At 70.1% G+C, this 20,886-nt stretch carries 13 protein-coding genes, 1 tRNA gene and 1 rRNA gene; 3 read left to right on the top strand and 12 right to left on the bottom strand.

The genetic code is table 11. The features are described 5' to 3' along the window. Positions 1–52: 52 nt before the first annotated feature. Together ACZ5K7_RS38820 and ACZ5K7_RS38815 are read left to right on the top strand one after the other, a co-directional pair. Positions 53–889 (top strand): Fpg/Nei family DNA glycosylase, encoded by an 837-nt coding sequence (locus ACZ5K7_RS38820; RefSeq protein ID WP_468921482.1) that lies wholly within the window; start codon positions 53–55, stop codon positions 887–889. 32 nt (positions 890–921) lie between these two features. Then, positions 922–1,686 carry an SDR family NAD(P)-dependent oxidoreductase gene (locus tag ACZ5K7_RS38815; RefSeq protein WP_468921479.1) on the top strand — a complete coding sequence of 255 codons (765 nt, stop codon included), beginning with the start codon at positions 922–924 and terminating at the stop codon, positions 1,684–1,686. Between the two features lie 327 nt (positions 1,687–2,013). Here the strand turns inward: ACZ5K7_RS38815 and ACZ5K7_RS38810 are convergent, their stop codons facing one another. From ACZ5K7_RS38810 to ACZ5K7_RS38770, 9 genes are all read right to left on the bottom strand, one after another. Continuing rightward, positions 2,014–2,484: a Dps family protein gene (locus ACZ5K7_RS38810; protein ID WP_351709883.1), complete on the bottom strand. Its 471-nt coding sequence runs from the start codon at positions 2,482–2,484 to the stop codon at positions 2,014–2,016. A gap of 204 nt (positions 2,485–2,688) precedes the next feature. Continuing rightward, on the bottom strand, positions 2,689–3,063 hold the full coding sequence (locus ACZ5K7_RS38805) for a helix-turn-helix domain-containing protein (protein ID WP_351709886.1): 375 nt from the start codon (positions 3,061–3,063) through the stop codon (positions 2,689–2,691). Between the two features lie 109 nt (positions 3,064–3,172). After that, positions 3,173–3,718 (bottom strand): CinA family protein, encoded by a 546-nt coding sequence (locus tag ACZ5K7_RS38800; protein WP_468921475.1) that lies wholly within the window; start codon positions 3,716–3,718, stop codon positions 3,173–3,175. Next, positions 3,715–4,659 carry a CDP-diacylglycerol--glycerol-3-phosphate 3-phosphatidyltransferase gene (gene pgsA, locus ACZ5K7_RS38795; RefSeq protein WP_468921472.1) on the bottom strand — a complete coding sequence of 315 codons (945 nt, stop codon included), beginning with the start codon at positions 4,657–4,659 and terminating at the stop codon, positions 3,715–3,717. Before pgsA ends, ACZ5K7_RS38800 begins: the two co-directional genes overlap by 4 nt. Then, a complete protein-coding gene (gene rimO / locus ACZ5K7_RS38790) occupies positions 4,656–6,128 on the bottom strand; it encodes a 30S ribosomal protein S12 methylthiotransferase RimO (protein WP_468921469.1) in 1,473 nt (490 codons plus the stop codon). Before rimO ends, pgsA begins: the two co-directional genes overlap by 4 nt. A 92-nt stretch (positions 6,129–6,220) precedes the next feature. Further along, positions 6,221–7,063, bottom strand: coding sequence for a helix-turn-helix domain-containing protein (locus tag ACZ5K7_RS38785; RefSeq protein ID WP_351709898.1), 843 nt, complete (start codon positions 7,061–7,063; stop codon positions 6,221–6,223). A gap of 275 nt (positions 7,064–7,338) precedes the next feature. Further along, on the bottom strand, positions 7,339–10,095 hold the full coding sequence (locus ACZ5K7_RS38780; RefSeq protein WP_468921466.1) for a DNA translocase FtsK: 2,757 nt from the start codon (positions 10,093–10,095) through the stop codon (positions 7,339–7,341). Between the two features lie 124 nt (positions 10,096–10,219). Further along, entirely contained in the window at positions 10,220–10,900 is a 681-nt protein-coding gene (locus ACZ5K7_RS38775; RefSeq protein ID WP_351709904.1) for a response regulator, read from the bottom strand. 274 nt (positions 10,901–11,174) lie between these two features. Beyond that, a complete protein-coding gene (locus ACZ5K7_RS38770; RefSeq protein WP_351709907.1) occupies positions 11,175–16,634 on the bottom strand; it encodes a HAMP domain-containing protein in 5,460 nt (1,819 codons plus the stop codon). Positions 16,635–17,046: 412 nt separating this feature from the next. On the opposite strand from ACZ5K7_RS38770, the gene ACZ5K7_RS38765 reads away from it, so the two are divergent. After that, a complete protein-coding gene (locus ACZ5K7_RS38765; protein ID WP_468921462.1) occupies positions 17,047–19,806 on the top strand; it encodes a SpoIIE family protein phosphatase in 2,760 nt (919 codons plus the stop codon). A 62-nt stretch (positions 19,807–19,868) separates the two neighbouring features. Here ACZ5K7_RS38765 and ACZ5K7_RS38760 read toward each other — a convergent pair. From ACZ5K7_RS38760 to rrf, 3 genes are all read right to left on the bottom strand, one after another. After that, positions 19,869–19,941: transfer RNA gene (locus tag ACZ5K7_RS38760), tRNA-Thr, on the bottom strand. Between the two features lie 76 nt (positions 19,942–20,017). Continuing rightward, positions 20,018–20,680, bottom strand: coding sequence for a DegT/DnrJ/EryC1/StrS family aminotransferase (locus ACZ5K7_RS38755; protein WP_468921659.1), 663 nt, complete (start codon positions 20,678–20,680; stop codon positions 20,018–20,020). 113 nt (positions 20,681–20,793) lie between these two features. Beyond that, a 5S ribosomal RNA gene (rrf, locus tag ACZ5K7_RS38750) occupies positions 20,794–20,886 on the bottom strand; the annotation flags it as partial.

The raw sequence follows: 20,886 nt of genomic DNA, 5'->3' as shown, positions 1-20,886 counted from the left end.
CCGCGCCCGTGCCCCCACCGCGCGCTCCACGCCCCCGTGTCACCCTTGACCCATGCCCGAAGGTGACACGGTCTGGCAGGCCGCACGGCGCCTGCACGAGGCGCTCGCGGGCAAGGTGCTGACCCGCAGCGACTTCCGGGTGCCCAAGTACGCCACCGTCGACCTCACCGGCCGTACCGTCCTCGGCACCGCTCCGCGCGGCAAGCACCTGCTCACCCGCTTCGAGGGCGGCCTGACCCTGCACACGCATCTGCGGATGGAGGGCGCGTGGAAGGTCTACGGGAGCGGCGAACGCTGGAAGGGCGGCCCCGCCCACCAGATCAGGGCCGTTCTCGGTGCCGCCGACCGCACGGCCGTCGGCTACCGTCTCCAGGTCCTGGAGTTCCTCCGCACCGGCGAGGAGGAACGCGCCGTGGGCCACCTCGGCCCCGACCTGCTGGGCCCCGACTGGAACCCCGAGCGCGCCCTCGCCAACCTGCTCGCCGACCCGGCCCGCCAGCTCGGCGAGGCCCTGCTCGACCAGCGCAACCTCGCCGGCATCGGCAACATCTACAAGAGCGAGCTCTGCTTCCTCATCGGCGCGACTCCCTGGCTCCCGGTCGGCGCGCTCCCCGCCGACCGTGCCGCGAAACTCCCCGATCTCGCCAAGCGCCTCCTGGAGGCCAACCGCGACCGCCCGGTCCGCCGGACCACGGGCCTGCGCGACCAGGACCTGTTCGTCTACGGCCGCGCGCCCCGCCCCTGTCTGCGCTGCCACACCCCGATCCGGGTGGCCGACCAGGGCGACGGCTCCCGTGAGCGTCCCACCTACTGGTGCCCCGCCTGCCAGACCGGCCCCGCCCCCAGCTCTCGACACGCCCCGAGAAGCCGCCCCCGCCCGACCAATTGACGCCCCGTCAGAAACGCTCGTACCGTCCCCTCATGTCCCTCAAGGCGTACGACCTCACCGGACGCACCGCATTCGTCACGGGGGCCGCCGGCGGTATCGGCCGGGCCTCCGCCGTGCTGCTCGCCGAGGCGGGCGCGACCGTGCACTGTGCCGACAGGAGCGCGGAAGGCCTGCACGAGACGGCCACCCTGATCAAGGACGCCGGCGGCACCGCCCACACCCACACCGTCGATGTCACCGACCGGGCGCAGCTCGAGCAGGCCGTCCGGTCCTGCGAGCGGCTGGACGTCATGGCGGCGATCGCCGGGATCATGCACCGCAGCCCGGTGCTGGAGACCCGCGACGAGGACCTCGACCGGGTGCTGGACGTCAACTTCAAAGGCGTCCTGCACTCCTGCCAGGAGGCGGCACGCCTGATGCTCGACCGGCGGAACGGGGGCAGCATCATCACCATGGCCTCCGGTGCGATCGACACCGGCGGCCCCGGCCTGCTCTGCTACGGCGCGGCCAAGGCCGCCGTGGTCCAGCTGACCAAGACGCTCGCCAACGAGGTCGGCCGGCACGGCATCCGCGTCAACGCGGTCGCCCCGGGCTGGACCCGCACCCCCATGACCGAGCGCGACGACGGCGAGGAGCAGCGGCAGACGGAGGCGTGGATGGCCCGGATGTCGCCGCTGGGCCGGGTCGGCGAGGCGGCGGACGTCGCACACGCCGTGCTGTATCTGGCGTCCGACGCCTCCTCGTTCACGACGGGCCAGATCCTGCGCCCGAACGGAGGGGTCGCGATGCCCTGGTAGCGCCCGGTGTCCGCCAGGCGGCCCGCCACCGCCCTGGGCCCATGGCCCCCGCCGCGCGGGTCCGCGGCACGCAGTGCACGGGCAGCAGGCTCAGTCCCCATCCTCCGGCGACCACGGCCCCCTCCAGGGCCCCGGCACCGTCGGCGAAGGTGATCCGCAGCACCGCCCACCACCACACCGCCGCGAATCCCAGGGCAACTCCCCAGCGCGCTATCCGTCCCACCATGGCCGCCACCTCCAGCCGGACGCTAGAACGCCGCCCGGTCCACCGGGGAGGCGCACCGAGGGCTCACCGATGCAACGGCCGTCGGCCGGCGTCGGCCACGGCTACGCGTTCTCCGCCTGGAACATCCAGTGATGTTTCTCCAGATCCGCCGTGATCCCGATGAAGATGTCCTGGGAAACCGGATCCGGCTCCGCGGTGGCCCTGACCCGCCCCCGCATCCGGGTGATCACCGCGCCCAGCGCGTCCACCAGGGCACCCACCGCGTCCGAGTCCTTGACCCAGCCCCCGGGGGCGGTGGCGATGCCGCTGTCGGCGGCCACCGTGGCCGCGCGTCCGTCCGGTGAGACGCCCAACGCCGAGGCCCGCTCGGCGACCGTGTCGGAGTGCGTCCGGGCCGTGCCGACGACCTCGTCGAGCTGGAGGTGGACGGTCCGGAAGCGGGGGCCGACCACGTTCCAGTGGATCTGCTTGGCGATGAGTGCCAGGTCCACGAGGTCGACGAGGGCACCCTGGAGTGCCTCGGCCACGGTCTTCAGGTCCGCGTCGGACAGCGGGCTCTTCACGACGTACATGCGTCTCTCCGGTCGTTTCGCCCCCTGTCGGTCCCTCCACCATGACCGCACCACCGGACACCGGCAAATGGACGCACACCGCCGGCAGGTATGCGAAGGCCCCGGCCGCGCCTCCCCAGGTCTGCCTGGAGAAGCCCCGGCCGGGGCCTCGCACACTTCTTCGACGCCGGGTCGGCGCCGCGTCGGGCTACGCCCGCACAGGCGTCACGCGGCGACCACGTCCACTGCCTCGGCGGGCGCCTTGATGGTCACCCGTTCCGGTGGCACACCGGTCACCGAGACGCTTCCCAGCATCGGGCGAACCGACGTGGGCACGGACTCGGTGGCCTGAGCGGACTGAGCCAGCTCGGCGAGGGCGAGTTCGTCGCTCACTTCTCGCATGAGCTCGGACATCCGTACGTCCAGCGCGTCGCAGATGGCGGAGAGCAGCTCAGAGGAAGCCTCCTTCTGCCCCCGCTCCACCTCGGAGAGATAGCCGAGTGAGACTCGGGCGGACGAGGAGACTTCGCGCAGAGTACGGCCCTGGCGCTGGCGCTGCCGACGCAGCACGTCACCCAGCAGGCGACGGAGCAGAATCATCGGTGGCTCCCTCCTCGGACCGCGTAGCCGCATCCTTCACGCCCCACCGTACCGCCTTGCGCCGCGGCCGTGCGGGGAGCGATGTCGTGTTCACTCAGGGCTGCAAACATCAAAACCCCCCGTTCTGTTCCGTATCCTGTGTCCGCTCATTCCCGGTCTGTTCGCTCGCAAGCTCCCTCAGAAGCAGTGCGAGTACGCTCCGTACACTCTCTCTACGAATTTCCGCACGGTCGCCGTTCAACCGCAGGGCCTCCACTTTTCCGCCAGCGGCAGAACCGGAACCGGCGCCGGAAGGGCCGTCGACGGCCACGAAGACCGTGCCGACCGGGCGGCCGTCCTGGGGCTCGGGGCCGGCGACTCCGGTGGTCGCGAGGCCCCAGTCGGCGCCCAGCGCCTTCCGTACTCCGGCCGCCATCTGAGCCGCGACCTGCGGATCCACCGCGCCGCGCTGGGCCAGCAGGGTGGCGTCGACACCCAGCACGTCCTGCTTGAGCTGGGTGGCGTAGGCGGTGACCGAACCCCGGAACGCCTTGGACGCCCCGGGGACCGCTGTGATCTCCGCCGCCACCAGGCCGCCGGTCAGCGACTCGGCGACAGCCAGGGTCTGACCCCTCACCGTCAGTAGTCGCACCAGTTCGGCGGCCGTGGAATTCACGCTTCCGTCTCCTCCAACGCCGCTGCGCGCTCGGCGATTCCCTGCCGCCGCAGCACAATGGCCTGTCTCACATAGTCGAGACCCGTCACGACCGTCAGCACGACGGCCGCGGCCATCACCCAGAACCTCAGGGTCGCCAGCCACCCCGTCAGTGCCAGTACGTACATCCCCACGGCCACGCCCTGGGTGAGGGTCTTGAGCTTGCCGCCGCGGCTGGCCGGGATCACGCCGTAGCGGATGACCAGGAAACGCAGCAGGGTGATCCCGAGTTCCCGGCCGAGGATCACGACCGTCACCCACCAGGGCAGATCGCCGAGCGAGGAGAGACAGATCAGCGCCGCCCCCATGATCGCCTTGTCGGCGATGGGGTCGGCGATCTTCCCGAAGTCGGTGACCAGGTTGTAGGTGCGCGCCAGATGCCCGTCGAAGAGGTCGGTGATCATGGCGATGGCGAAGGCGGCCCAGGCGAGCGAGCGCCAGGCCGGGTCGTATCCGCCGCCGGCCAGCATCAGGGCGACGAAGCCGGGGACCAGGACCAGTCGGAGCATGGTCAGCAGATTGGCGACGTTCCACAGGCTGGCCTGGTTGACGGCGGCAGCGGCGATCTTCCTCCCACCGCGCGCGTTCCTCTCCCCGTCACCGGAACCGGAACCCGCGGCCCCGATGCCCCCGACGCCGGCGTTCCCGGCCCCAGCACTCCCGGCACCGGCACTCTCGGCACCGACGTTCCCGACACCAGCGCTCTCGCCGCCGACGTTCCCGGCACCAGCACTTCCGCCACCGACGTTCCCGGCACCGGAGTCCTCCGTACCGGTGTTCTGCGGACCGGTGTTCTGCGGACCGGAGAGATCCGGAGCGGCGCCGGAGGTGGTGGCGGAGCCCGGGACGGCGCCCTGTGCGCCGGAGGAGCCGCCCGCGGCGGACGCCGGGACTCCGGTCATCTGCCGGCCTCCTCACTCCACTCGGGCCCGCCCTGGAGCGGCTCGGCCACCAGGTCGACGCCCTCCGTACCGACCACCTTCGCCTCGACGATACGGCCGACGCGCAGCCCTTCACCGCTCGTGAGCAGCACCTGCCCGTCCGTCTCCGGCGCCTGGTGGGCCGCCCGGCCGTAGACGCCGTCCTCCTCGTCCACCGACTCCACGAGGACGTGCACGGCCTCGCCGACGCGCTCCTCGGCCCGCTGCGAGACGAGTTCCTCGGCGAGCCGGGAGACCCGGGCCAGACGCTCGGCGACGACGTCCTCGTCGAGCTTGTTCTCGTACGTCGCCGCCTCGGTGCCCTCCTCGTCGGAGTACCCGAAGACGCCGATCGCGTCGAGCCGCGCGCCGTTCAGGAAGCGCTCCAGCTCGGCCAGGTCGGACTCGGACTCCCCGGGGAAGCCGACGATGAAGTTGGAGCGGACGCCGGCCTGCGGTGCCTTGGTCCGGATGGTGTCGAGCAGTTCCAGGAAGCGGTCGGTGTCGCCGAAGCGGCGCATGGCCCGCAGGACGCCCGGGGCGGAGTGCTGGAAGGACAGGTCGAAGTACGGGACGACGTTCGGTGTGGAGGTCAGGACGTCGATCAGGCCGGGGCGCATCTCGGCCGGCTGGAGGTAGCTGACGCGCACCCGCTCGATGCCGTCGACCTCGGCCAGCTCCGGCAGCAGCGACTCCAGGAGGCGGATGTCGCCCAGGTCCTTGCCGTAGGAGGTGTTGTTCTCGGAGACCAGCATGATCTCCTTCACGCCCTGTTCGGCCAGCCAGCGGGTCTCGTTCAGCACGTCGCTGGGGCGGCGTGAGATGAAGGAGCCGCGGAAGGAGGGGATGGCGCAGAAGGAGCAGCGCCGGTCGCAGCCGGACGCGAGCTTGACCGAGGCGACCGGGGCGCCGTCCAGCCGGCGGCGCAGGGGCGCGCGGGGGCCGGAGGCGGGCGCCAGGCCTTCCGGGAGGTCGGACGGGCCGTGCCCGGGCAGTGCCACCGACGCGGCCGAGTCCTGCCGCTCGGCCGGGCTGATGGGCAGCAGCTTGCGCCGGTCGCGCGGGGTGTGCGAGGCGTGGATGCCGCCGTTGAGGATGGTCTGGAGCCGGTCGGAGATGTCGGCGTAGTCGTCGAAGCCGAGGACGCCGTCGGCCTCGGGCAGCGCCTGGGCGAGTTCCTTGCCGTACCGCTCGGCCATGCAGCCCACCGCCACGACGGCCTGGGTTCTGCCGTGACCCTTGAGATCGTTGGCCTCGAGGAGGGCGTCGACGGAGTCCTTCTTGGCGGCCTCGACGAATCCACAGGTGTTGACCACGGCGACATCCGCGTCCTGGGCGTCCTCGACGAGCTGCCAGCCGTCCGCCTCCAAACGGCCTGCGAGCTCCTCCGAGTCCACCTCGTTACGGGCGCAGCCGAGAGTGACTAGTGCGACGGTACGGCGTTCAGGCATGGGCTCAAGACTACTTCGTCTCACCGACAGCCCACGTCGAAGGGGCTGGCCGATCATGGCCAACCCCTTGGGTACGTGTTCGTTCCGAACGTTTATCCGACTTCCGGGTCGCCCTTGGTGTACGTGAGACGCTCCACGGCCCCGGGCCGGAACTGGTCCTCGATCTTCTTGCCGTTGACGAAGAGCTGGATGGCTCCGGCGTCACCGAGGATCAGGTTGATCTTGGAGCTGTCCTGGAAGGTCTTGGAGTCGCCCTTCTTCAGCAGCCCGTCGAACAGCATCCGGCCGTTGTGGTCCTTGGCCGAGATCCAGCTGCGTCCGTTCACCGCGCTGACCTGGACGGTGACCTTGTCCTGGGGCGCGGCGGCGATCGCGCTGTCGGAGGGCTCGGGGGTCTTGTCGGGCTTGCTTTCCTTGGGGGTCGGCGAGGCCGGCTTGCTGGTCGTCGGGGCGGCTCCGCCGGCGACCGACTGCTTGGCGTCGTCGCCGTCGCCGCCCTTGAAGGCGGTGAAGCCGACGAAACCGATCACCACGACGATGGCGGCGACCATGGCCGCCGTCCAGTTGGGTCCTCGGCGCTCGGGGCGGATACGTTCCGCCTCGAACAGGGGCGCGGCGGGCGTCGGCGCGGGCCGCCCACCACCGTGCTCGGCCGCGAACTGCGCCAGCAGCGGCTCGGGGTCGAGGCCGACGGCCTTGGCCAGGGTCCTGATGTGCCCGCGGGCGTAGACGTCGCCGCCACAGGGGGCGAAGTCGTCGGCCTCGATGGCATGCACGATGGCGATGCGGACCCGGGTGCTCCCGCTGATCTCGTCGACGGTCAGCCCGGCGGCGATGCGGGCCTGCTTGAGGGCTCGGCCTACGGAGGGGCGGTTTTCCTCGGACACGTCTGGGAACGGACGCTCGTCTTCAGGGGAGTTGCTGCCGATGGACACGGGGGCGCCTTTCGAGCGTGTAGCCACCTGTGCTGGAAGTTCAGTCTATGGGGGGTACGAAAGGGTGGGGCAACCGGGCGGTGGGACTTTGTACGCCATCGGTATGGCCGGGCATCCCGATGACGGGTCAGGCGTGCGCCCCAGGGTGGGGTACCCACCTTTCCTCTCGCTCAACTTGACGTACGTCAAAGGGAAACGGTTGCCCGACGATCCCTAACGGGTGGATCACGACCGCCTCCACCCGGTCCACAGGCGCCCGTCGCCCTGAGACAGACCTACCCCTCAGACTCCCCACGGATCACAGCAAGCACTCCGTCCAGCTCATCGGGTTTCACCAGAACGTCGCGCGCCTTGGACCCCTCGCTCGGCCCGACCACCCCGCGTGACTCCATGAGATCCATGAGCCGGCCCGCCTTGGCGAAGCCCACGCGCAGCTTGCGCTGGAGCATGGAGGTGGAGCCGAACTGCGTGGAAACGACCAGTTCGGCCGCCTGGCACAGCAGGTCGAGGTCGTCGCCGATGTCCTCGTCGATCTCCTTCTTCTGCTTGGAGCCCACGGTGACGTCGTCCCGGAAGACCGGCGCCATCTGGTCCTTGCAGTGCTGGACGATCACCGCGACCTCTTCCTCGGTGACGAACGCGCCCTGCATACGGGTCGGCTTGTTCGCCCCCATCGGCAGGAAGAGCCCGTCACCCTTGCCGATGAGTTTCTCGGCGCCGGGCTGGTCGAGGATGACGCGGCTGTCGGCGAGCGAGGAGGTCGCGAAGGCGAGCCGCGAGGGCACGTTCGCCTTGATGAGGCCGGTGACCACGTCGACCGACGGGCGCTGGGTGGCGAGCACCAGGTGGATGCCGGCCGCCCGCGCGAGCTGCGTGATGCGCACGATCGAGTCCTCGACGTCCCGGGGCGCGACCATCATCAGGTCGGCGAGCTCGTCGACGATCACCAGGAGGTACGGATAGGTCTTGAGCTCCCGCTCGCTGCCCTCCGGCGTCTTCAGTTTGCCGTCGCGGATGGCCTGGTTGAAGTCGTCGATGTGCCGGTACCCGAACGCCGCCAGGTCGTCGTAGCGCAGGTCCATCTCGCGTACCACCCACTGCAGCGCCTCGGCGGCCCGCTTCGGGTTGGTGATGATCGGCGTGATCAGGTGCGGGATGCCCTCGTAGGCGGTCAGCTCGACCCGCTTGGGGTCGACCAGGACCATCCGGACGTCCTCCGGGGTCGCCCGCATCATGACCGAGGTGATCAGGCAGTTGATGCAGGACGACTTGCCGGAGCCGGTGGCACCCGCGACAAGGATGTGCGGCATCTTGGCCAGCGAGTGCATGACGTAGCCGCCCTCGACGTCCTTGCCGAAGGCGACCAGCATCGGATCGTCGTCCTCGGCGGACTCGGCGAGCCGCAGCACGTCACCGAGGTTGACCATCTCCCGGTCGGTGTTGGGGATCTCGATGCCGACCGCGGACTTCCCGGGGATCGGGCTGATGATCCGCACGTCCGGGCTGGCGACGGCGTACGCGATGTTCTTGGTGAGGGCGGTGATCCGCTCGACCTTCACGGCGGGGCCGAGCTCGACCTCGTAGCGGGTGACCGTCGGACCGCGGGTGAAGCCGGTGACGCGCGCGTCGACCTTGAACTCGGAGAAGACGTTGGAGAGCGAGGCCACGACCTTGTCGTTGGCCTCGCTGCGCGACTTGCCCGGGCCGCCCCGGGTGAGCAGGTCCAGGGAGGGCAGCGAGTAGGTGATGTCGCCGGAGAGCTGGAGCTGCTCAGCGCGCGGGGGCAGGTCGCGGGGCGCTTCGGGGGCCGGCTTGGTCAGGTCGGCGACGACCGGTCCGACGTTGAGCTGCTCCTGCTTGGGCCGCGCGGCCGGGACCGGACTGGGGCTGGGGCTGGGGGCCGGCACGGGCGTGGGCGTGGTGTCCTCGCGGTCGCCGACGCTGACGCCCTGGGTGAGGTCGGCGACCAGCGGCGAGGGCGGCATGCCGTGCATGACCGCGCCGTCGAGGGCGGCAGCGGCGGCCGCGGCGACGTCCACGGCGTCCATCTGACGGCCCATCTCGGGCTGCGGCACGGCGGAGCGCCGCGGGCGGCCCCGGCGCTTGGCGAGGGCCTCCTGCTCGGCGACGTCCGGGTCGAAGTCCTGGGGTGCGCCGGAGCGCCTGCGGGAGCGTGCGGGCAGCGCCTGGCGCCACTGCTCGTCGTAGCGCTCGTCGTCGGTGTGCTCGCCGTACTCGCCGTACTCGTCGGGTTGGGGGTCGTGCAGCAGCCCGAGGCGGATGCCGAGCGCGCGCAGCCGCTGCGGGATCGCGTTCACCGGGGTCGCGGTGACCACGAGCAGCCCGAAGACCGTGAGCAGCGCCAGCAGCGGTACGGCGAGGACCTCGGTCATGGTGTACGTCAGCGGGGTCGCCGCCGCCCAGCCGATGAGGCCGCCGGCGTCCCTTATCCCCTGCATGCCGTCGCTGCGGGCGGGCGACCCGCAGGCGATGTGGACCTGGCCGAGCACGCCGATGACGAGCGCGGACAGGCCGATCACGATCCGGCCGTTGGCCTCCGGCTGCTCGGGGTGGCGCATGAACCGCAGGGCGATCATCGCGAGCAGTATCGGCACGAGCAGGTCGAGGCGGCCGAAGGCGCCGGTGACCAGGATCTCCACCAGGTCGCCGACCGGGCCGCGCAGGTCGGCCCAGGTGCCGGCGGCGACGATCAGGGCGATACCGAGCAGGAGCAGCGCGATGCCGTCCTTGCGGTGGGCCGGGTCCAGGTTCTTGGCTCCCTGTCCTATGCCGCGGAAGACGGCGCCGACGGCGTGCGCGAGGCCGAGCCAGAGGGCGCGCACCAGGCGGTAGACGCCCCCGGTCGGGCTGGGCGCCGGCCTGGGCGCCGGCGCGGACTTCTTCGCCGCGGCCCTCTTGGCTGGCGCCTTCCTGGCCGGGGCTTTCTTCGCGGCGGCCTTTTTCGCCGGCGCCTTCGAGGGAGCGGCCTTCTTCGGGGGCTGCTTCTTGGCTGCCGAGGGACGTGAGGCCATGGGTGTGAGGTTACCGGGGGATGCGACAAGGGACACGTGTGCCCACTGCTTCACCCGTTCGTGTCGCCCTTGCCGGGGCGCGGAACTGACGCGCGCTCATCGGCAACTGTGACCGCCGTCGTGGTCAGTTCTGCGAGGGAAGCGGTGGAGCGCCGCCGGCGGTGCCCGGTTCCAAGGCGTCCAGCGCCCGGCGCAGGCCGGTGAGTTTGCGCTCCAGATGGGCCGCCGTGGCCACCGCCGCCGCGTCCGCGGACTCGTCGTCCAGCTGCTTGGACAGCGCTTCGGCCTGCTCCTCGACGGCCGCGAGCCGCGCCGACAGCTCGGCGAGCAGCCCCGCGGACTCCTTGCCGGCGACCGCGCCCTTGCCGCCGCCCTCCAACTGGAGCCGAAGCAGCGCCGCCTGCTCACGCAGCTGGCAGTTCTTCATGTACAGCTCGACGAAGACCGAGACCTTGGCGCGCAGCACCCACGGGTCGAAGGGCTTGGAGATGTAGTCCACCGCGCCCGCCGCGTAGCCCCGGAACGTGTGGTGCGGGCCGTGGTTGATGGCGGTGAGGAAGATGATCGGGATGTCCCGGGTCCGCTCCCGCCGCTTGATGTGTGCCGCGGTCTCGAAACCGTCCATGCCCGGCATCTGGACGTCCAGCAGAATGACCGCGAAGTCGTCCGTGAGCAGTGCCTTGAGCGCTTCCTCCCCGGACGATGCCCGCACCAGTGTCTGATCGAGCGCAGAGAGGATGGCCTCCAGCGCCAGCAGATTCTCCGGCCGGTCATCGACCAGGAGGATCTTGGCCTTCTGCACCATGGCCCGCCCTCCTCGCCCCGGATGTGCACCGGGCGCCGCCCCAGGGGACGACTCCCTTTCGCCGCCCGTCCTTGTGCCGGTCATGGTAGCCGCACCCCGCCTGTCGCCACACCCTGTCACCGCGATGTCACTGTGCACGTAGCAGAAACGCAGCCGGGGACCAGAAGGTTCCCCCAATCCCGTACTTCTACACGGGTTCCGCAACCCTGAGTCAGCAACTCCTCGTACACACGGAAGGTTCCCGAAACGTTCACATCACATCCGTCCGCTCCGGTCACTCCTCGCGCATCCACTTCGCCATCACCGCCAGCAGGTGATCGGGGTCGACCGGCTTGGTGACGTAGTCGGAGGCGCCGGACTCGATCGCCTTCTCCCGGTCGCCCTTCATCGCCTTGGCGGTCAGCGCGATGATCGGCAACCCGGCGAACTGCGGCATCCGACGGATCGCCGTGGTCGTCGCATAACCGTCCATCTCAGGCATCATGATGTCCATCAGGACGACCGCGACGTCGTCGTGCTGCTCCAGGACCTCGATGCCCTCACGGCCGTTCTCCGCGTACAGCACCGACAGACCGTGCTGCTCCAGGACGCTGGTGAGCGCGAAGACGTTGCGGATGTCGTCGTCGACGATCAGCACCTTCTCCCCGCCGAACCGTACGCCCCGGCGCGGCGCCGGGGTCGTCGCCTCCTGCTCGGCCAGCACCGGCCACGACTCGGCGATCTGCGGGATGGCCCGGCGGCGGCGCCGGAAGAGCGCCGCGGCACCGTTCTGGGTCTCCTGGTACGACTTCACCTCGGCCGGCGTCTCGATCTCCACGCCGGTCAGCTCGGAGCCGTGGTTCTGCGAGGCGACCAGGTCCCCGGCCTCCAGCGCGGGCACGGACTGCTGGTAGCCCTGCGGCGGCAGTTCGCTGGGGTGCAGCGGCAGATACAGCGTGAACGTCGAACCGCGGCCCGGCTCGCTCTGTGCGTAGATCTCACCGCCGAGCAGCTGCGCGATCTCCCGCGAGATCGACAGACCGAGGCCCGTACCGCCGTACTTGCGGCTGGTCGTGCCGTCGGCCTGCTTGAACGCCTCGAAGATGACCCGCATCTTGCTGGCCGCGATACCGATGCCGGTGTCGGTCACCGAGAAGGCGATCAGCGGCGCGTCCGGATCGCTGAGCGAACCGGCCTCGAGCAGCTGCTCCCTGATCCCCACCGGCACGTCGCCGCTCGCCGGACGGATCACCAGCTCCACCGAGCCGGAGTCGGTGAACTTCACCGCGTTGGACAGCAGGTTGCGCAGCACCTGCAGCAGCCGCTGTTCGTCGGTGTGCAGGGTCGCGGGCAGCTCCGGGGAGACCCGTACCGACAGGTCCAGGCCCTTCTCCGCGGTCAGCGGCCGGAAGGTGGCCTCCACGTAGTCCACGAGCTGGACCAGCGCGATACGCGTCGGGGAGACGTCCATCTTGCCCGCCTCGACCTTCGACAGGTCGAGGATGTCGTTGATCAGCTGGAGCAGGTCCGAGCCGGCGCCGTGGATGGTCTCGGCGAACTCCACCTGCTTCGGGGAGAGGTTGCCCTCAGCGTTGTCGGCGAGCAGCTTGGCCAGGATCAGCAGCGAGTTGAGCGGGGTGCGCAGTTCGTGCGACATGTTGGCGAGGAACTCGCTCTTGTAGCGCATGGAGACCGCGAGTTGCTCGGCACGCTCCTCCAGGACCTGCCTGGCCTCCTCGATCTCGGTGTTCTTCACCTCGATGTCGCGGTTCTGCTGGGCCAGCAGCTCGGCCTTCTCCTCCAGTTCGGCGTTGGACGCCTGAAGGGCCTTCTGCCGGTTCTCCAGCTCCGCCGACCGCTCCCGCAGCTGCTCGGTCAGCTCCTGCGACTGCTTCAGCAGTACCTCGGTCTTGGTGTTGACGGAGATGGTGTTGACGCTGGTCGCGATCATCTCGGCGATCTGGTTGAGGAAGTCCTTCTGGATCTGGGTGAACGGCGTGAAGGAAGCCAGCTCGATCACCCCGAGGACATTGCCCTCGAACAGCACCGGAAGCACGATCACCTGCGCCGGCGGGGCCTCCCCAAGCCCGGAGGAGATCTTCAGGTAGCCGGTGGGCGCCTTCTCCACCAGGATCGTGCGCTTCTCCTGGGCGGCCGTGCCGATCAGCGCCTCACCGGGCCGGAACGACGTCGGCATGGAGCCCATCGAGTAGCCGTACGACCCCTGCATGCGCAGCTCGTAGGCCTCCTCGGTCTCCGCGCTCAGGTCCTTGCCGTCGACCAGGGGCATCGCCAGGAAGAACGCGCCGTGCTGCGCGGTGACCACCGGCGTCAGCTCGCTCATGATCAGCGAGGCCACGTCCGCCAGGTCGCGGCGGCCCTGCATCAGCGCCGAGATACGCGCCAGGTTGCCCTTGAGCCAGTCCTGCTCCTGGTTGGCGACCGTGGTGTCGCGCAGGTTGGCGATCATCTTGTTGATGTAGTCCTGGAGTTCCTGGATCTCGCCGGAGGCGTCCACGTCGATCTTCAGGTTCAGGTCGCCGCGGGTCACCGCGGTCGCCACGCGCGCGATGGCACGCACCTGCCGGGTCAGGTTCCCGGCCATCTCGTTCACGGACTCGGTGAGGTCCCGCCAGGTGCCGTCGACGTCACGCACGCGTGCCTGACCGCCCAGCTGCCCCTCGGTGCCCACCTCGCGGGCCACCCGGGTGACCTCCTCGGCGAAGCTGGACAGCTGGTCGACCATCGTGTTGATCGTCGTCTTGAGTTCGAGGATCTCGCCGCGGGCGTCGATGTCGATCTTCTTGGTCAGGTCGCCCTTGGCGATGGCCGTGGTGACCATCGCGATGTTGCGCACCTGGCCGGTCAGGTTGGACGCCATGCCGTTCACCGACTCGGTGAGGTCCTTCCACGTACCCGCCACACCCGGTACGTGCGCCTGGCCTCCGAGGATGCCGTCCGTACCCACCTCACGGGCCACCTTGGTGACCTGGTCGGCGAACGAACTCAGCGTCTTGACCATCGTGTTGATGGTGTCGGCGAGCTGGGCCACCTCACCGCTCGCCTCGATGGTGACCTGCCGGGTCAGGTCGCCGTTGGCGACCGCCGCCGCGACCTGGGAGATGTTCCGCACCTGCGTGGTCAGGTTGTTGGCCATCAGGTTCACGTTGTTGCTGAGGTCCTTCCAGATACCCGTGATACCCGGAACGTGCGCCTGGCCGCCCAGGATGCCCTCGGTGCCCACCTCGCGGGCCACCCGGGTCACCTGCTCGGCGAAGCTGGACAGCTGGTCGACCATCGTGTTGACCGTCGTGACGAGTTCGAGGATCTCGCCCTTCGCGTCAACGGTGATCTTCTTCGACAGGTCGCCCTTGGCGACCGCGGTCGTGACCTCGGCGATGTTGCGGACCTGGATGGTCAGGTTGTTCGCCATGAAGTTCACGGACTGCGTGAGGTCCTTCCAGGTGCCCGCGACCCCCTGCACCTCGGCCTGGCCGCCCAGGATGCCCTCGGTGCCCACCTCGCGCGCCACGCGCGTGACCTCCTGGGCGAACGACGACAGCTGGTCGACCATCGTGTTCAGGGTGTTCTTCAGCTCCTGGATCTCACCGCGCGCGTCCACGGTGATCTTCTGCGACAGGTCACCCCGGGCCACCGCGGTCGCCACCTGGGCGATGTTGCGCACCTGGGCGGTGAGGTTGCCGGCCATGCCGTTCACCGAGTCCGTCAGGTCCCGCCACACACCGGCCACACCGGGCACCTGCGCCTGACCGCCGAGCCGGCCCTCGGTACCCACCTCGCGGGCCACCTTGGTGACCTGGTCGGCGAAGGCGGAGAGCTGGTCGACCATCGTGTTGATGGTGTTCTTGAGCTCAAGGATCTCGCCGCGCGCGTCGACGTCGATCTTCTGGGACAGGTCGCCCCGCGCCACCGCCGTCGTCACCTGGGCGATCTGCCGCACCTGCGAGGTGAGGTTGCCGGCCATGAAGTTGACGGAATCCGTGAGCTCCTTCCAGGTGCCCGAGACGCCGTCCACGCGGGCCTGACCGCCGAGCCGGCCCTCCGTGCCCACGTCCCTGGCCATCCGCGTCACCTGGTCGGCGAAGCTGGAGAGCTGGTCCACCATCGTGTTCACGGTGTTCTTCAGCTGGAGCATCTCGCCGGAGACGTCGACCGTGACCTTCTGCGAGAGGTCGCCGTTGGCCACCGCGGTCGTCACCTGGGCGATGTTGCGCACCTGGCCGGTGAGGTTGCGGAACGCGGTGTTGACGGAGTCGGTCAGGTCCTTCCAGGTGCCGGCGGCCCCGGCCACCTGCGCCTGGCCGCCCAGCTCACCCTCGACACCGATCTCCCGGGCCACGCGGGTGACCTCGGCACCGAACGACGACAGCTGGTCGACCATGCCGTTGACGGTGTTCTTGAGCTCCAGCATCTCGCCGGCCACATCCACGGTGACCTTCTGCGAGAGGTCACCGTTGGCCACCGCCGTCGTCACCGCGGCGATGTCCCGCACCTGGGTGGTCAGGTTCCGGAAGACCGTGTTGACGGAGTCCGTCAGGTCCTTCCAGGTACCCGCCGCGCCCGGCACGTTCGCCTGCCCGCCGAGCTGCCCCTCGGCACCGACCTCGTTGGCCACGCGCGTGACCTCGTCCGCGAAGATCCGCAGCGTCTCGGTCATCTGGTTGATCGTCTCGGCGAGCTGCGCGACCTCACCGCGGGCCGGGACGGTCACCTTGCGCGACAGGTCACCGCTGGCGACCGCGGTGGTCACCTCGGAGATCCCGCGCACCTGGGCCGTCAGATTGCCGGCCATGGTGTTGACGGAGTCGGTGAGTTCCTTCCACGTGCCGGCGACCCCGGGCACATGCGCCTGGCCGCCCAGGATGCCGTCCGTACCCACCTCACGGGCGACCCGGGTCACCTCGGAGGAGAAGGCCGACAGCTGGTCCACCATCGTGTTGACGGTTTCCTTCAGCTCCAGCATCTCGCCGGCCACCTGAACCGTGACCTTCCGGGACAGATCACCCTTGGCGACCGCGGTCGTCACCAGCGCGATGTCCCGCACCTGGGCCGTCAGCCGGTACGCCATCGTGTTGACCGAGTCCGTGAGATCCCGCCACGAACCGGACATACCGCGCACCCGGGCCTGTCCGCCCAGCTTGCCCTCGGTACCCACCTCGCTGGCCACCCGCGTGACCTCGTCGGTGAACGTCGACAACTGGTCCACCAGGTTGTTGACGGTCCGGCCGACCTTCAGGAACTCACCGCGCAGCGGATGTCCGGCCCCGTCGGGAGACGGCGACCGCAGATCCATCCGCGGCGACAGATCGCCCTCGGCCACCGCCGTCAGGACCCGGCCCACCTCGGAGACCGGCCTCACGAGGTCGTCGACGAGGGCGTTGGAGTTGTCGACGGCGGTCGCCCAGGAGCCCTCACAGGCACCCGTCTCCAGCCGCTCCGTGAGTTTTCCCTCACGTCCGACCACCCGCCGTACCCGTGACAGCTCACCCGTGAGGTGGAGATTGCGGTCGGCGACCTCGTTGAAGACCGCCGCGATCTCCGACAACACGCCGTCCCCGGACACCGTGAGCCGCTTGCGGAAGTTCCCGTCGCGCATCGCCTCGAGAGCCACCAGCAGCCGGTTCAGGGCAGCCGTGTCCACCGCCGTGGTCCCGTCACCGCCCCGCTGCCTGCTCAGGGACGGTCCGCCTTTCGCGCGCGCCTTAGTGCCCCGCGCCGCTGCGCCAGACTCCACTGTGTCCCTCCCGCAGGGGTCGACCGTTACCACTGTGCCCGTACCACTGTGCTCGGATACCGCCGTAGTCGGCGTACCGCTTACTTCGGCGTACCCGTTACTGCTGCGTCTTTCTGCCAGATCGGATCCGGCCACACCAGGGGCTGCTGCCCGCCGTACACACAACGCATTCAGCCTGCCCGTACCTTCATCAGAAGCTTGCCCAGTGTTTCACCCTGGCCGAACCAGGCCATAACAGTTCGGCAGCTTCGCACATCGTCCGCACACCCTGGGGACGTAAACACTGGCGACCGGCATCCGCTCGGACGGCGAAGGTAAGTAACCTTGCACGCGGCTGTCCAGCCGCGCCGGTTTGTTCGGCCTGGGCGGTGGCACGAGAACGAGCGGGCATTCGGAGGGGCGGCCGCAGACCATGACCACCGGAGTGATCCCCGGGGGACACACCCCGGAGCCACGGCCCACGGGCGAGCGGATGCCGCAGCAGCGGCACGAGTCGGCCGGCCAGGGAAGCCCGTATGTCGAGAACCGGTCGAGGAGTTCTGTGATCACCGCGCGTGCGGCCGCCAGCTTCGAGCCCGTCGGGCGATCGGTCGCGACCGCCAGGGCCTTCGTCCGCGACACCCTCCAGGGCTGGGGCTTCGCGGACGTCGTCGACGACGCCGTGGTCCTCACCAGCGAACTGGTGACCAACGCGGTCGTGCACGCCGGTACCCACGCCGATGTGCTGTGCCTGCGCTCGGACGACGGGGTGCGCATCGAGGTCGCCGACCGCTACCCGGAACGCGAGGTCCCCCTCCAGGGCTCCGCCGTCAACATGGGCAGCCCCGACCGCGAGGGCGGCCGCGGCCTCCAGCTCTGCGCGGCCCTCGCCTCCCGCTGGGGTGTCGAGTACACGCCCACGTACAAGAATGTCTGGTTCCAGCTCGATCTCCCCGAGCGCCCGGTGGGCACCCGCGCGGCCGGCCCGGCCCTCCCCGCCGACCTGCTGCCCCTCGCCGACGGCCGGGTCCGGGTCGCGGTCGTCCAGATCGACCGCAAGGGCTCCGTCACCGCCTGGAACGAGGACGCCGAGGAACTCTTCGGCCACACCGCCGCCGACGTCACCGGCAAGCCGCTCAGCGACCTCGCCGCCTGGCCGCACACCCCGGGCACCGGCACCGGCGTCGCCGAGGCCCTCCAGCTCTCCCGCTGGGAGGGCAGTTACGGCATCCGCGGCGCCGACGGCCGGGTCACCTCCGTCTACGCCTCGCACCTGAGGGTCCGCGACACCGGCGGCGAGCCCTCCACCGTCTGCCTCCTGGTACGCGACCACGAACGCGCCGTCCTCCAGACCCCGCTGCGCCTCCCCGCCTCCGACGGCGGCGGCACCTCCGACGGCCAGAGCACCGACCCCTTCGAGGTGTTCATCGGCTCGCCGGCCCCGGACGACCTCGACGGCCTCCTCCAGCGCACAGTCGAGCGCGCCCGCGACATGCTCGACGCCGACTCCGCGTTCGTGCTCCTGGCGACCGACGACGAGACCGAGTTGGAGGTCCGCGCCTCCACGGGGCTGCCGTCCGCCCGTCAGCGCTTCGCGCGCGTGCCCGTCGAAGCCGGCCCCGGCCGCTACGGCTCGGCCCGTATGCCGGCCGTACACGAGGATCTGACGGCCGTTCCGGGCGCGGTGCCCCTCCTGGGCGGCACGGGCATGCGCTCGGTCGTCACGGTCCCGCTGAAGGTCGAGGGCCGTCTGACGGGCTCCCTGGGCGTCGCCGCCGAGGCGCCGGGCAGATACTCCAACGAGGAGGCGCTGCGCCTCCAGTTCGCCGCCGACCGCATCGCCCTGGCCGTCGAGTCGGCCCGACTGGGCGAGTTGGAGCGGCTGCGCCGCGGCTCGCTCAGCTTCCTGGTCGAGGCCTCGGACCTGCTCGCCGGCACCCTGGACCGCGACCAGACCCTCGCCCTGATGGCGCAGATGACGGTCCCGACGCTCGCCACCTGGTGCGCGGTGTACACGATCGCCGACCAGGCCTCCGAGCCGTACCTGTCGTACGTCCTGCACGAGGACGAGGAACTCATCGACGGCATCAAGTCGTTGCTTTCCAAGGTGCCCCCGCCGGACCCGGTTCCCACCCCGGGCGCCCGCGTCTGGACGGCCCCCGGCGAACACGCCCACCAGGCCGCCCTGCGCAGCTCCATGCGCAGCCTGGGCATGACCGGCGGCGGCCCCGCCCGTCAGGTGTCCTCCGCCATCGGCCCGACGCTCGCCACGGCCTCCGCCGTGGGCGGTGAGACCGTGGTCCTCCCCCTGGTCGCCCGCAACCGCGTCATCGGCATGCTCACCCTGGGCAAGCCCACCGACGAACACTTCCGCCAGGAAATCCTGGAACTGGCCGAGGACCTGTCCCGCCGGGCCGCCCTGGCCCTGGACAACGCCCGCCTGTACTCGGAGCGCACGGCCATCAGCCAGGCCCTCCAGCGCAGCCTCCTGCCCCCGGGCACCCCGCACATCGAAGGCGTCGAGGTCGAGGTCATCTACCGCGCGGCCGGCGAGGGCAACGAGGTCGGCGGCGACTTCTACGACGTCTTCCCCATCTCCGACGGCACGTACGGCTTCGCCATCGGCGACGTCTGCGGTACGGGCCCCAACGCGGCCGCGGTGACGGGCCTGGCGCGGCACGCGCTGCGCCTGCTGGCCCGGGAGGGGCTCAGTGGCCCGGCGGTCCTGGAGCGCCTCAACTCGGCCATCCTGGACGAGGGCGCCCGCAGCCGCTTCCTGACCCTGCTGTACGGCGAGATGCGCCCGCAGGACGACGGCAGCGCGGAGATGAAGGTGGTGTGCGCCGGCCATCCGCTGCCGTTGCGCCTGCGCCAGGACGGCACAGTGGAGGCGGCCGCCGACCCCCAGCCGCTCCTCGGCGTCATCGAGGACCTGGAACTCTACGAGCAGACGATCACCCTCGACCCGGGTGATGTCCTCCTGTGCGTCACCGACGGCGTGACGGAACGCCGGGAGGGCACCCGCATGCTCGGCGACGACGGCCTCGCCGATGTCCTCACGACCTGCACGGGTCTGACGGCGGGTGCGGTCGCCGCACGCATCATGCGCGCGGTGGAGCGCTTCGCGTCGGACGCTCCGTCGGACGACATGGCGATTCTGGCGATGCGGGTCCCCGGCCTTCAGAAGGACTGAGGGCGGGGACGGAAGAGGACGCAAAAAAGTCCCGCCCATTCGGGCGGGACTTTTCTTGCCGGAGCCCCCAAACGGAATCGAACCGTTGACCTTCTCCTTACCATGGAGACGCTCTGCCGACTGAGCTATAGGGGCCAGTTGCCTTTTCGGAGTTTCCCCCGCGGCAACGGAATAGATCATACCCTGAACGGACCCGAGTTCCCAAACTCGTTCAGAAGGCGGGCTGCAGCAGTCCGCCGAGGGCGTTGCACGCGGAGACGATCCGCTGCATCTCCCGCTTCGTCAGCGAGGCGTCGACGGGCAGCGCCAGCGTCACGTCGGCGGCCAGCTCGGTTTCCGGCAGCGACACGCAGCGCCGGAATTCCGGCAGCCGGTGCACGGGCGTCTTCACCGGCACCCGGCAGTCGACTCCCTTGCCCCGCAGGGCCCGCGCGAAGGCGTCCCGGTCGGGCCGGCCGTTCCCCGGCACCCGCACGACGTACTGCTGGTAGGTGTGCCCGTCGCCGCCGTCCGGCGTCCGCACCCCGCGCAGCTTCGCATCGAGGTAGGCGGCCCGCTGCCGCCGCTGAGCGACCTCGGCGTACGGCACCTCGGACTCGCCCTGTTCCAGGACCAGCAGCCCGTGCCGCTGCCCCAGCGCGTGCAACTCCCGGATGCCGGCCCACCGTCCGAAGCGGTGTACGACAACCACAGCCGAGGACCGGGGAGTTACCGCCGCCTCCACCGCCGAGACGTCGAGGCAGTAGGTGACCGGATCTATGTCGGCGAACACCGGAAGCGCACCGGCGAGTGTCACGGCCTCAGCGACCTCCGCGTTCCCGAAGGCCGGCACGATGACCTCGTCACCGACTCCGACGCCGGCGGCCCTGAGCATTGCAGCAGTACCCATGCTGGGATGCTCGGCGCGCAACGTGAACTTTGCGTTACGCATACCAAAAAAGGGCTGGACCCGGAACGGAAGTTCCGGGTCCAGCCCTTTGAATAATTGTTCGGCGGTGTCCTACTCTCCCACAGGGTCCCCCCTGCAGTACCATCGGCGCTGTAAGGCTTAGCTTCCGGGTTCGGAATGTAACCGGGCGT

Source organism: Streptomyces sp. NPDC031497 (assembly GCF_055580905.1).
Note: the sequence above shows the minus strand (reverse complement) of the source record. Positions and strands in the feature narration are given on the sequence as shown.